We start from the raw sequence: 12,580 nt of genomic DNA on the forward strand, positions 1-12,580 counted from the left end.
CCGGAGGTGCCACCGCCCGGACGGGATGCGCCCGCCCTTGTTCGCCCCCGGCGAACGGCAGTTGGGGAACACCGGGCCGCGCAGATGCATTGAGTCGGCATAGCTCAACTTCACTGCCGGAGGGAAGATCATGGCTTCGACGTCCGTAACGCTCACCCTGCCCGTGCTGCCGCTCGACGACGAGGTCGTGCTGCCTGGGATGGTCGTTCCGCTGGACCTGTCCGATGCCGAGGTGCGGGGTGCCGTCGAGGCCGCTCAGGCCGCCGCCGCCGGGGGCAAGCCGAAGGTGCTGCTCGTGCCCCGGATCGACGGGAAGTACGCCGGCACCGGAGTGCTCGGGACCGTGGAGCAGGTGGGGCGGCTGTCCGACGGGGATCCCGGGGCGCTGATCCGGGGGCGCGGCCGGGTGCGTATCGGGGCCGGGACGACCGGGCCGGGGGCCGCACTCTGGGTCGAGGGGGAGGCGGTGGACGAGGCCGTCCCCGATCCGCTGCCCGGGGCCGTCGCCGAGCTCGTCAAGGAGTACAAGGCGCTCGCCACGAGCTGGCTCAAGAAGCGCGGGGCCTGGCAGGTCGTGGACCGGGTGCAGCAGATCGAGGGGGTCGGGGCCCTCGCGGACAACTCCGGCTACTCACCGTTCCTGACCGTCGAGCAGAAGGTGGAGCTGCTGGAGACGGCCGACCCCGTCGCCCGGCTGCGCCTCGCGGTCAAGGCCCTCAGCGACCACCTCGCCGAGCAGGACGTCGCCGAGTCCATCGCCAAGGACGTCCAGGACGGTGTCGACAAGGTCCAGCGCGAGTTCCTGCTGAAGCGGCAGCTCGACGCCGTGCGCAAGGAACTGCGCGAGCTCAGCGGGGAGAAGGAGGGCGAGGAGTCCGACGACTACCGCGCCCGGGTCGAGGCCGCCGACCTGCCCGAGAAGGTACGGGAGGCCGCCCTCAAGGAGGTCGACAAGCTGGAGCGCTCCAGCGACCAGTCCCCGGAAGGGTCCTGGATCCGCACCTGGCTGGACACCGTCCTCGAACTGCCCTGGAACGAGCGGACCGAGGACGAGTACGACATCCGGGGGGCCCGCGCCGTCCTGGACGCGGAGCACGCCGGGCTGAGCGACGTGAAGGACCGGATCACCGAGTACCTGGCGGTGCGCAAGCGCCGCTCCGAGCGCGGGATGGGCGTCGTCGGCGGGCGCAGGGGCGGGGCCGTACTGGCACTCGTGGGCCCTCCCGGCGTCGGGAAGACCTCCCTCGGGGAGTCCGTGGCCCACGCCATGGGACGCAAGTTCGTCCGCGTGGCCCTCGGCGGGGTCCGCGACGAGGCCGAGATCCGCGGGCACCGGCGTACGTACGTGGGCGCGCTGCCCGGCCGGATCGTACGGGCGATCAGGGAAGCCGGGTCCATGAACCCGGTCGTGCTGCTCGACGAGATCGACAAGGTCGGCTCCGACTTCCGGGGAGACCCGGCGGCCGCGCTGCTCGAAGTCCTCGACCCCGCCCAGAACCACACCTTCCGGGACCACTACCTGGAGGTGGAACTGGACTTGAGCGACGTGGTGTTCCTCGCCACCGCGAACGTGCTGGAGGCCATCCCCGAGGCCCTCGCCGACCGCATGGAACTGGTCCGCCTCGACGGCTACACCGAGGACGAGAAGGTCGTCATCGCCCGCGACCACCTGCTGCCCCGGCAGCTGGAGCGCGCCGGCCTGGCCGCGGAGGAAGTGGTCCTGGAGGAGGACGCGCTGCGCAAGCTGGCGGGGGAGTACACCCGGGAGGCGGGCGTGCGCACCCTGGAGCGTTCCCTCGCGCGGCTGCTCCGCAAGGTGGCCTCCCAGCACGAGCTGGGGGAGCGGGAGCTGCCGCTGCGGATCGGCGCCGAAGACCTGCGGGCGCTCATCGGGCGGCCGCACCACGTACCGGAGTCCGCGCAGGACCCGGCCGAGCGGCGCACCGCGGTACCGGGCGTGGCCACCGGCCTCGCCGTGACCGGGGCGGGCGGTGACGTCCTGTTCGTCGAGGCCTCGCTGTCCGATCCCGAGACGGGCGCGGCCGGACTCACGCTGACGGGCCAGCTCGGCGACGTGATGAAGGAGTCGGCGCAGATCGCGCTCAGTTTCCTGCGCTCGCACGGCGCCGAGCTGGAACTGCCCGTCGCCGACCTGAAGGACCGCGGCGTGCACATCCACTTCCCGGCGGGCGCGGTGCCCAAGGACGGTCCGAGCGCGGGCATCACGATGACGACCGCGCTGGCCTCGCTGCTGTCGGGCCGGCAGGTCCGCACGGACGTGGCCATGACCGGCGAGGTCTCGCTGACCGGGCGGGTGCTGCCGATCGGCGGGGTCAAGCAGAAGCTGCTGGCCGCGCACCGGGCCGGGCTGACCACCGTGATCATCCCGAAGCGGAACGAGGCCGACCTGGACGACGTTCCCGCCGAGGTGCTGGCAGGGCTGTCGGTGCACCCGGTGACGGACGTACGACAGGTCCTGGAGCTGGCCCTGGCCGCGGACGCGGTCCCGGTGGCCGCCGCGGCCTGATCCGGAAGAAGACGCCCCGGGTCCCGGGTCCCCGCTCCGGCGGGGTCCCGGGACCCCGGCGCACCCGCTGCGAAATACTGGTGGGCCACACACCAGCGAAGGAGCGGGCCTTGCACGGGACCGAAGACCAGGAGTTCCTTGCCCTGGAGCGGGAGCTGTCCGTCTTCCTCCGACGGGCCCGCGCCTCCTCCGGGGAGATGGCGCGCGAGCTGCACCCGGAGCTGGAACCGGCCGCGTACGGGCTCCTCGTACGGCTGGAAGCCGCCGGGCGGCAGCGGGCGACCGAGCTCGCCGCTTACTTCGGGGTCGGCAAGGCCACGATGAGCCGGCAGCTGCGGGCCCTGGAGGTACTGGGCCTGCTGGCCCGCGAGCCGGACCCGGCGGACGGGCGGGCCTTCCTGGTCGGGCTCACCGAGGAGGGCCGGGAACGCTTCCTGCGGGTCCGGGGCGCCCGGCGCGAGCAGTACATGCGCAAGCTCGCGGACTGGGACCGCGGGGAAGTGGCGGAACTGGCGCGGCTCCTGAACCAGCTGAACGCGGGCGGGGAGTAGCACCCGCGACATTCCCCTACAGCTCCGCGTACGACTCCCTGCACCTGCGCGTAGGCCTCCCCTACAGCTCCGCGTACGCCGCCGACGCGTCGTCGTGGCGCTTGCCCCGGCCGTGTGCCCGGCTCGGGTCCGATTCCAGCGTGCGCACCCGGTCGATCAGGGACTGCGCGCCCTCCTTGCGGAGCACGGCCAGACAGGCGGCCCAGTCGCCCTCCCCGAACGTGTCCGTCCACCGGCTGGCCCCGTCCGTCAGCGCCGCCACCGCCCGCACCTGCGCGCGCGGGGTCCGTCCGGTCACCGCCCGGGCCGCCACCTCCGGGTCCGCGGCGGCGGTGAAGAAGCCGCCCTCCGCGTTGCGCAGCACGTCGGCGGAGGCGTTCGTACGCAGCCGCTCGCGCGGGATCCGGTCCAGCCGGTCGTCGAGGACCGCGCGCACCTCGCCACCGGGTGCCTGGAGGAGGAGAACGGAATCCGAGAGCACCAGGTGTTCGACGCAGGACTCGTCCCAGCGGACCACGACCACCGTCGCCTGCGGCGTCCGGACGTGAGAAAGGTCACACGTGTCGCGATGGGCGTCCGCGGTGCCGCGGATGGCCTCCGCCAGGACCCGGTCCAGGGACATGTCCCGGCGCGATCCGGACAGTTCGGTCAATCGGCCGCCCAGTCGGGCCGCGAACCACGGCACTCCGTGCGCACATCCGACCTCGCCCGGGGGCGGGGTGACGCCGTCGAGGGCGACCAGAACGCCGCCGCCCGAAGCGGGGATCGCGGCCGACAGCCAGTCCTCGTTGGGGCGTTCCGGATTGCCGGGGGCGGAGGAGAGATCGATGCGCATGCGGACATTCTGCCCGCGCGGGGCTCCGTGGGGGCGGGAGGGGTCGGGGAAGGTCCGTACCAAAGCGGGACGGGTGGGGCGCGAAGGGACTTCCGGAGTCGGCGGGGTGACCCTCGTCATGTGGGCGGGCATCCTGCCAAAAGCCGCATCGATCTTTCAACCACCCGTCCACGGCGGGGCTCTGACAGCCGATCGCCGAGTTGGTCGCCAACTCTTCCGTGCTGTTCACTCCTTCGTGTGGCCGGGCGGGCGATGTACGGCCCTCTTCCCAACTCACTGCGAGGGTCTGAAGCGGTGCGGCGGTACGGCGCGGCGGTACAACGGAGGCGGGGGACCGGCATCCGGTGACCGGCCGTCACCCCGGCCCCACCAGGCGACAAGCACGAGCACGAGCAGCACACGTAAACAGGATTGCGAGCACCGGTGCAGAAGAAGCGGCCTCGGAAGAACGGCACCGTCGCGAACGGCACCGCACCCGACGGCACCGCACCCGTCCGACGAGCCCCCGACGGCCCGGTCGCCGCGACCGCTTCCGCGGGGCGCCGCGTCCGCGTGCGCCGCAGGCTGGTCATCGGGGTCGCCGTGGCCGGGCTCGCCGTCCTCGCGGCGGGAGCGCCGGCCGTCCTGTCCGCCTCCGCGGACCTGAAGGACTCCCAGGAGCTGGTCACCCTCGCCGACCGGAGCCGGCAGACCCTCACCCTCGCGCACCTGCTCGGGGACGAGCGCGACGCCGTCACCGCGTACGTGGCCAAGGGCCGCCCCGGCGGCGTCCGGGGCAAGCAGGCCGCCGCGGTCCAGGAGCGCGCCGCGGGCACCGACCGCCAGCTCGCCGAGGTCCAGGCCGAGGCCGACGAGGAGCTCGCCCAGGCCCTCGGCCGGGTCGGCGCCGTCCGCACCGAGTCCATCGAGGGCAAGGACAGCGCCCTTACCGCCCACCAGGCCTACTCCGGCGTCATCGCCGAACTCCTCGCGCCGAGCGGCCGGCTCGCCGAGCTGACCCCGCCGCGCGCCGCGGACGCCCTCGTCACCACCCGCCCGCTGGGCCCCCTCGGCCAGGCCGCGGAGCAGGCCTCAGCCACCCGCGGACTGCTTCTCGCCGCACTGTCCGTGCCCGGCGGGGACCGGCAGCCGGGCGCCGCCTACGTGGACGAACTCGCCGCCGCCGCCCAGCGGGCGCGGGTACGGGAGCAGGGCGCGCTCGACGATTTCGAGCGGGCCGCGCGCCCCGACGTACGCCAGAGCCTCGCCGCCACCGTCACCGGACCCGAGGTCAAGGCGGCCGACGACTACCTCAAGCGGCTCACCGACCGGCCGTCCCTCTCGGCCGCCGACCGCAAGCTCGATCCCGGCACCGTCGGACCGGCCCTCACCGCCCGCGTCGACCGGATGCGCTCGGTCGAGGCCACCCTCGCCGGCCGGCGCGCCACCGCGCTCGCCGCGCTGCGCGACGACGACGTGACCGCGCTGGAGCTCAAGCTCGCCTTCCTCGGCGTGCTGTTCCTCCTCACCCTCGGCATCTCCACCGCCATCGCGCGCTCCCTGACCCGCCCGCTGTCGGTCCTGCGGCGCGGCGCCGCGCGGCTGGCGACGCCGGAGGGCTCGGTGGAACCGGTCCGGTTCACGGGCCGCAACGACGAGTTCGCCGAGGTGGTGCGCCACCTCAACGCGGTACGCGACCAAACGGTCTCCCTGCACACCCGGATCGCCGGACTCGACGCCGACCGCCGCCGCCTCATCGGCCGCAACGAAGCGCTCTCGGCAGGCCGGGAGGCACTGGAGGCGGAGCTCGCACAGCTGCGGGCGGGGCTCGAGGAGCACCGCCGCATCATGTCGACCACCTCCGTATCGCTGTCCCTGCGCACCCTGGGGCTCGTCGAGCGCCAACTCGCCGTCATCGAGGAGCTGGAGTCCGAGGAGCCGGACCCCGACCGCCTCTCCACCCTCTTCAAGCTCGACCACCTGGCGACCGTGATGCGCCGCCACAACGAGAACCTGCTCGTCCTCGCCGGCCAGGAACACGGCCACGCGCAGGGCGCGGCGGTGCCGCTGGTCGACGTCATGCGGGCGGCGGTCAGCGAGATCGAGCGCTACGAGCGCGTGGACCTCGGGGTGCTGCCCTCGTACACGCAGGTCGCCGGGCACGCCGCCGACGACATCTCGCACGTCCTGGCCGAGCTGCTGGAGAACGCGACGACGTTCTCGCCGCCGGACGCCAAGGTGAAGGTGTCCGGATGGCTGCTGGACTCCGGCGACGTGGTGCTGTCCGTCGTCGACGAGGGCATCGGGATCACCGGGGACCGGCTCGCCACGCTGAACGAGCGGCTGGCCACCCCGGACGCGTACGACGAGGAGCCCGAGTCGGAACACGGCCTGGGCCTCGGCCTGTACGTGGCCGGGCGGCTCGCGGCCCGGCACGGGGTCGGCGCCGAGCTGCGCACCCTGCCGCGCGGGGGTACGGAGGCCCTGGTCGTCGTACCCGCGGCGCTGCTTCCCGCGACCCCGCCGGCTTCGCCGGTCCACACCCTGGGCACACCGGGCGCACCCGCGCTGCACCTGCCCGGGGTGATCGCGGAGGCCAACGAGAACACCCTCCCCTCGCGCGTACGGGGCCTTGCCGCCCCCACGTCCGAGACCCCCGCGTCCGAGACCCCGACGGCCCCGGCCCTGCCGGAGCCGGCGCGGGAAACGTCCCCGGAGCCCGATCCGGAGCCGGAGCTTTCGGCGGAGCAGGCCCCGGAGCCCCACCTGGAGCCGGAGTTCTCCGCGGAGCAGGCCCCGGCGGCGCCCGAAGCCGCTGCTGCGGAACCGGCCGAAACCCCGGCTCCGGACCCGGCCACCGACGCCTTGCCCGAGGCCTTGCCCGAAGCCGTCCCCGAGGCCTTCCCCGAGCCGGAGCCCGCGCACGAGACCGCGCAGGCCTCCGCCGCGGAGCTGCCCGCCCGGGTGGCCCCGGAGCCCGCTCCGCCGGCGTTCGCGCCTCCGGCCGGGCAGCTGCCCCCCACGGAGCAGGTGTTCCGGGTCCCGGCACCCGTCGAGGTGCCCGCCGAGCAGGTGTTCCGCGTACCGCCGCAGGCCGAGGCGCCCGCCGGGGCCCAGGCCCCGAACGGGCCCGCGCCGGAGGAACTCCTCACCGACAAGGGGCTGCCCAAGCGGAGCCCCCGCGTGGTCGCCGCCGGACGCGGTGACGAGGTGCGCCCGGCGCCGGGCCGGGTGGACGCCGACGAGCTGCGACGCCGTCTCGGCGGGTTCTACCGGGGTGCCCAGGACGGCCGCCGCGTCGTGGAGGCCGAGCTCGCACAGGCTCCCGGGCATGACGCGCCGCAGGACCCGCCGCAGGACCAGGGGCCGACCGACCGGGGGGACACCGCACAGGAGGCACGCACATGAACGCGTCCAGTACGTACGGACTGAGCACCCAGGCACGCAACCTTCAGTGGCTGCTGACCGACCTCGTCGAGGAGGTCCCCGGGGTCAACTCGGTGGCCGTCGTGTCCTCGGACGGGCTCCTCCTGCTGTCCTCCGATCCGGTCGCACCCGACACACCGGCCGCACCGGCCCCACCCTCCCGCCCCACCGGCCCCCGCGGAGCGTCCGCCGATCTCGCGACCATCGTCTCCGGCCTCGGCTCGCTCACCACGGGAGCCGCCGCCCTGATGGACGGCGGCTCGGTCAAGCAGACGATGGTGGCCATGGACCACGGTTCCGTGTTCGTCATGGCCATCAGCGACGGCTCGCTCCTCGGCGTACACGCCACGCCCGACTGCGACATGAGCGTCGTCGCCTACCACATGGCCTTGTTCGTGGGCCGCGCCGGCCACGTCCTGACCCCCGAAGTCCGCAGTGAGCTGCGCCAGTCGATGGAGAACACCCCGTGAGGAGTCCGGCCTCCGACCGGCTGCCGATACGCGGCGCCGACCGCCGTCCCGCCCGCGTACGCCCGTACTCCCTTACGGGCGGCCGCACCCGCTTCACGCAGATCCTGCACGTCGAGACCTTCGTCGCGGCCCTCGACACCAAGGTGTCCGAACCGCGGAAGGCCGACCGGATGCCGGAGATGCCGGCGATCGTCGAGGTCTGCCGCCGCATGCGGACGATCGCCGAGATCGCGGCGCTGCTGAAGCTGCCGCTCGGCGTGGTCCGCGTCCTGGTCAGCGACCTCGCCGACCAGGGCAGGATCCGTGTCTACGGGACCGGGCACGGCAGCGGCCGTCCCGACCGCGCTCTGCTCGAAAGGGTGCTCAGTGGGCTCCGCCGTCTCTGAAACCGGTTTCTTCTCCCCGAACACGGACCCGGGCGCCCCGGCATCGGGCCCGGACCCGGACGAGCCCGTACAGCCCTGGCAGTACGACCGCTCGCGCGCGCCCGTCGCCGTGAAGGTGCTGGTGGCGGGAGGTTTCGGGGTGGGCAAGACCACCTTCGTCGGTTCCGTCTCCGAGATCCGGCCGCTGCGCACCGAGGCGGTGATGACCGAGGCCGCCGCTCCGACCGATGACCTGTCCGGGACCCCGGACAAGCACACCACCACCGTGGCCATGGACTTCGGCCGCGTCACGCTCGACGACGACCTCGTCCTGTACGTGTACGGGACCCCGGGCCAGGAACGCTTCTGGTTCATGTGGGACGACCTGGTGCGCGGCGCCGTCGGCGGGATCGTCCTCGCGGACACGCGGCGGCTGCGGGACTGCTTCCCGGCGCTCGACTACTTCGAGAGCTGCGGGCTGCCGTACGCCGTGGCCGTCAACCACTTCGAGGGCACGCCTTCGTACGAACCGGAGGACGTGCGGGAGGCGCTGACCATACCGGCGCGCGTACCCGTCGTGATCATGGACGCGCGGCGCCGGGTCACGGTACTGGAATCCCTCATGACCCTCGTGGGCCACGCCCTCGACTCGACCCCCGAATAGAGAACGTCCACATGCGCAAGATACTCGTCGTCGGCGCCGGCCAGTCCGGTCTCCAGCTCGCCCTCGGACTCCAGGCGAAGGGGTACGAGGTCACCCTCATGTCCAACCGGACGGCGGACGAGATCCGCACCGGGCGGGTCATGTCCACCCAGTGCATGTTCGACACGGCGCTCCAGCACGAGCGGGACCTCCGGCTGAACTTCTGGGAGCAGCAGGCGCCGAAGATCGAGGGCCTGGGCGTCTCGGTCTCCGCCCCGGACGGCAGCCGCGCCGTCGACTGGCTCGGCAAGCTGAAGGGCTTCGCCCAGTCCGTCGACCAGCGCGTGAAGATGGCCGGCTGGCTCGACACCTTCGCGCAGCGCGGCGGCCAGCTGGTCATCCACGGGGCGTCCGTATCCGACCTGGACTTCTTCTCGCGTACGTACGACCTGGTGCTGGTCGCGGCCGGCAAGGGCGAGCTGGTCTCGCTGTTCGGCCGGGACGCGGCCCGCTCCCCGTACGACGCCCCGCAGCGCGCGCTCGCCGTGTCGTACGTGCACGGGCTGGCTCCGCGCCCCGAGCACCCGGAGACGGACGCCGTGCGCTGCAACCTGGTCCCGGGCGTCGGCGAGCTGTTCGTGATCCCGACGCTGACCACCTCCGGGCGGGCCGACATCCTGTTCTGGGAGGGGATCCCGGGCGGACCGGTCGACGCCTTCGGCGGGGTGAAGGACCCGGCGGAGCACCTCGCGCTGACGCTGGATCTGATGGAGAAGTTCACTCCCTGGGAGTACGCGCGGGCGACGAAGGTGGAGCTCACGGACGCGGGCGCCACGCTCGCCGGGCGGTACGCCCCCGTCGTCCGGGGCCCCATCGGCCGGCTGCCCGGCGGCGGTCTGGTGCTGGGCGTGGCGGACGTGGTCGTCGCCAACGACCCGATCACCGGGCAGGGTTCGAACTCGGCCGCCAAGTGCGCGGCCTCGTACCTCTCCTCGATCCTCATGCACGGGGAAAACCCCTTCGACGAGGCGTGGATGAAGGCGACCTTCGACAAGTACTGGTTCACCAGCGGCAAGCCCACCACCCAGTGGACGAACGCCATGCTCGGCGTCCCGCCGGAGCACGTGCTGAACCTGATCGGTGCGGCCGGGCAGCTCCAGCCGGTGGCGGACCGATTCGCCAACGGCTTCGACAACCCGGCCGACTTCGACACCTACTTCTACGACCCCGAGGACGCGGCGGACTACCTGGCGGAGGTCGCGGGCGCCCCGGATGCCGTGGGCGCCTCGGTCTCCGCGTAACCCGTGTCGTCCCCCGCCGTGGCGCCCCCGGGCAGCGGCGGCGGGGTGAAGTCGGCCATCGGAGCCCCGTCGGGGTCCGGCCGTACCGCGCCGAGCAGCGGGTTCGCGGCGATCGGCGAGACCTTCACCTTCGCCCCCGGCCGGGGCGCCTGGATGACCTTGCCGTCGCCCACGTACAGGGCCACGTGGGTGGCGGTCGGGAAGTACACCACCAGGTCGCCCGGGCGCAGTTCGTCGAGCGGCACCCGGGGCAGCCGGGCCCACTGCTCCTGACTGGTCCGGGGGATCTCGCGGCCCGCGTGCGCCCAGGCCTGTGAGGTCAGCCCGGAACAGTCGAAGGAGGCCGGCCCCTCGGCGCCCCAGACGTACGGCTTCCCGATCTGGGCGGCCGCGTACGTCAGGGCCGTGCCGCCGGCCGCCGTGGGATTGCGCGGCTGTGCGCCGCCGCTGCCCAGCTTCCCCGAATCGATCAGCTCCCGCTGCGCGGTGGCGGTGTCCTCGGCTTCCCGCGTCCCGAGCTCGGTGAGCTGGGCGGGGCTGAGCGAGGCCAGCATCCGCTCGACCTCCTTCAGCTGCCCGGCGGCCTCCTCCTTGCGCTGCTTGGTCTCGGCGGCCAGCTTCTGCTCGGAGTCCAGGGCCTTGCGGGCGGCGGTGGCGAGGGTGTCGGCCTGCTTCTCGCCCTTGGTGAGCCGGTCCAGCGCGGCGGCCCGCCGGGCACCTTCGCGGTCCGCGACCCGGCGCTGCTCCAGGGCCCCCTGGGGGTCCCCGGCGAACAGCATCCGGGCGTACGGGGAGAACCCGCGGGCCCCCTTGTACTGCTCGCGCGCCAGCCGGCCCGTGGTGGCCTGGGCGTCGGTGACGGCGGTACGGGCCTTGCCGAGCTCGGTGCTGAGCCGGCTCTCCTCGCGCTGCCGGGCCGTGAGGGCGGTCTCCGCGGCGTTGTAGGCCTCGGTGGCCTGCTCGGCGCGCTGGTAGAGGCCTTGAAGACGCGTGAGGAGCACGCCGACGGGTTCGGCGGGGGCGGCGATGCCATCGGGAGCCGCGATGGCATCGGGCGCCGCCGGGGTGTCCGGAGCGTCCGGGGCCGCCGGGGCGGCGGGTGCGGCGGGCGGCTCGGCGTGGGCGACGGGGAGCGGGCCGGCTGCGACGAGGGCTGCGGCGAGGCACGCGGCGCGAACCAGCCGACGTCGGCGTCGTCGTGACATGGGATCACCTCCTGACGGCCGATGCTGCCACGCGCGGTATGACAAATCGCCCACCCGAGGCGGCCGGGCCGCGTCGCTCACCCGGTCGGCGTACCCCCGCGGACCGTCCCCGACGAAACGCCCGAGGCGCCGTCGGCCAAGAACGGGGCGAGGGGGCCGGACCACCCGGCCCACCTGGGCGACCCTCGGGCCGACGGGAGAACCGGCCACAGGGGTCCGCCCTGCGGGGGCGCCGGGCCGCCGGGGACCGGCCTTCGGGGGGACGTCTTGCGGGGCGCGGGCCGGCGGGGCGCGGGCCGGCGGGGCGATGGGCCGGGCCGGGCCGGTTCGGGTCAGCCGGCCAGCAGGCGGGCCTTGGCCGCCGAGAACTCCTCCGGGGTGAGCAGGCCTTCGCGGGCCAGGGCGGCCAGTTGGGTCAGGCGGTCGGTCAGGTCGGCCCCGGGGGAGAGCGGTCCCGAAGTTCCCGGTCCGGGGTGCGGAGCCGGGTGGGAGGCCGCGGGCTCCCGGCGGGCGGAGGGGGCCGCCGGGGGCGAGGGGGTCGGGCCGGGCTGCGGGCCCGGGGCCTGTGGCTGGCCCGTGCCGGGGGGCACGGCCCGGGCCGGTGTCGGGGCCGGGCCACCCGTCGGCTGCGACCCCGGCTGCGCCGCCGCGGCCGCCGGGTGCTGGGCCGCGTCCCAGACGTAGGCCCCGCGCGCCAGGATTCCGCGCAGCAGGGGGTGGCCCGCGGGCCGCTGGGAGGGGTTCACGACGGAGCCGATGGGGCGGATGAACATCAGGCCACCCCCAGTCGGTCCGCCGGGAGCCGCACCGCTCCCGCGATCCGGCCGCCCGCCGCCCGTACGGCGATCGCGGCGTCCTCGGCCCAGACGTGCTCGACGACCAGGAGGAGCGCGCAGCTTCCGCGGTCCATGAGTTCGGCCGATTCCCTGACGTCCTCCGGACCGATCAGCGGGGCCGCCTCCCGGTGGGCGAGCAGCCCCCGGAGTTCGACGAACTCGTCGAACTCCGCCGACAGCACGGCGCCGGACGCCGTCTTGGTGGCCACGAGCCCGTCGATCAGCCGCACGACCCCGGCCTTGCGCAGCCCCATCACCGCCGCGACCGCCGCGACCCGCAGCTGTTCTTCCGGAAAGGCCAGGACGATGAACTCCGCAGGTCCCATGGGAGGAGGCTCCTGATCCGCTGAAGCGCTGACGCGCTGATCCGCTACTTCAATTCCGACCAGTTCTGACGACTCTTCGGCACACTATGACATAAGCGGACATACGGCCCGGCTCC

General features: G+C 73.9%; 11 protein-coding genes. 7 read left to right on the forward strand and 4 right to left on the reverse strand.

Annotated features, from left to right (window positions below):
* Window positions 1-130 precede the first annotated feature (130 nt).
* Both lon and ACFYM0_RS30355 read left to right on the forward strand, forming a co-directional pair.
* On the forward strand, window positions 131-2,527 hold the full coding sequence (gene lon, locus ACFYM0_RS30350) for an endopeptidase La (RefSeq protein WP_388506862.1): 2,397 nt from the start codon (window positions 131-133) through the stop codon (window positions 2,525-2,527).
* Between the two features lie 110 nt (window positions 2,528-2,637).
* The gene (locus tag ACFYM0_RS30355) at window positions 2,638-3,078 is read left to right on the forward strand and encodes a MarR family winged helix-turn-helix transcriptional regulator (RefSeq protein ID WP_243336175.1); all 441 of its coding nucleotides are present in this window, start codon (window positions 2,638-2,640) and stop codon (window positions 3,076-3,078) included.
* Between the two features lie 61 nt (window positions 3,079-3,139).
* On the opposite strand, the gene ACFYM0_RS30360 is transcribed toward ACFYM0_RS30355, so the two are convergent.
* Complete coding sequence (locus ACFYM0_RS30360; RefSeq protein ID WP_388506864.1) at window positions 3,140-3,913, reverse strand: hypothetical protein; 774 nt, start codon at window positions 3,911-3,913, stop codon at window positions 3,140-3,142.
* Window positions 3,914-4,336: 423 nt separating this feature from the next.
* Between ACFYM0_RS30360 and ACFYM0_RS30365 the strand changes: the two genes are divergently transcribed.
* The 5 genes from ACFYM0_RS30365 to ACFYM0_RS30385 are packed head-to-tail and all read left to right on the forward strand — an operon-like array spanning window position 4,337 to window position 10,097.
* Window positions 4,337-7,300 (forward strand): nitrate- and nitrite sensing domain-containing protein, encoded by a 2,964-nt coding sequence (locus tag ACFYM0_RS30365; RefSeq protein WP_388506866.1) that lies wholly within the window; start codon window positions 4,337-4,339, stop codon window positions 7,298-7,300.
* Window positions 7,297-7,788 (forward strand): roadblock/LC7 domain-containing protein, encoded by a 492-nt coding sequence (locus ACFYM0_RS30370; protein ID WP_388506868.1) that lies wholly within the window; start codon window positions 7,297-7,299, stop codon window positions 7,786-7,788. The genes ACFYM0_RS30365 and ACFYM0_RS30370 overlap by 4 nt, the downstream gene beginning before the upstream one ends.
* On the forward strand, window positions 7,785-8,174 hold the full coding sequence (locus tag ACFYM0_RS30375) for a DUF742 domain-containing protein (protein ID WP_327254930.1): 390 nt from the start codon (window positions 7,785-7,787) through the stop codon (window positions 8,172-8,174). Before ACFYM0_RS30370 ends, ACFYM0_RS30375 begins: the two co-directional genes overlap by 4 nt.
* Window positions 8,155-8,817, forward strand: a complete 663-nt coding sequence (locus tag ACFYM0_RS30380) for an ATP/GTP-binding protein (protein WP_388506870.1) — start codon at window positions 8,155-8,157, stop codon at window positions 8,815-8,817. Before ACFYM0_RS30375 ends, ACFYM0_RS30380 begins: the two co-directional genes overlap by 20 nt.
* Window positions 8,818-8,828: 11 nt before the next feature.
* Window positions 8,829-10,097 carry a styrene monooxygenase/indole monooxygenase family protein gene (locus ACFYM0_RS30385; protein WP_388506872.1) on the forward strand — a complete coding sequence of 423 codons (1,269 nt, stop codon included), beginning with the start codon at window positions 8,829-8,831 and terminating at the stop codon, window positions 10,095-10,097.
* Here the strand turns inward: ACFYM0_RS30385 and ACFYM0_RS30390 are convergent.
* The 3 genes from ACFYM0_RS30390 to ACFYM0_RS30400 form a co-directional block, all read right to left on the reverse strand.
* A complete protein-coding gene (locus tag ACFYM0_RS30390; RefSeq protein WP_388506874.1) occupies window positions 10,040-11,302 on the reverse strand; it encodes an NlpC/P60 family protein in 1,263 nt (420 codons plus the stop codon). The genes ACFYM0_RS30385 and ACFYM0_RS30390 overlap by 58 nt on opposite strands.
* Window positions 11,303-11,634: 332 nt before the next feature.
* On the reverse strand, window positions 11,635-12,075 hold the full coding sequence (locus ACFYM0_RS30395) for an SHOCT domain-containing protein (protein ID WP_388506876.1): 441 nt from the start codon (window positions 12,073-12,075) through the stop codon (window positions 11,635-11,637).
* The gene (locus tag ACFYM0_RS30400) at window positions 12,075-12,464 is read right to left on the reverse strand and encodes a DUF6325 family protein (RefSeq protein WP_388506878.1); all 390 of its coding nucleotides are present in this window, start codon (window positions 12,462-12,464) and stop codon (window positions 12,075-12,077) included. The genes ACFYM0_RS30395 and ACFYM0_RS30400 overlap by 1 nt, the downstream gene beginning before the upstream one ends.
* Window positions 12,465-12,580: the final 116 nt, after the last annotated feature.

The organism is Streptomyces sp. NPDC006487 (assembly GCF_042870555.1).
GTDB lineage: Bacteria > Actinomycetota > Actinomycetes > Streptomycetales > Streptomycetaceae > Streptomyces.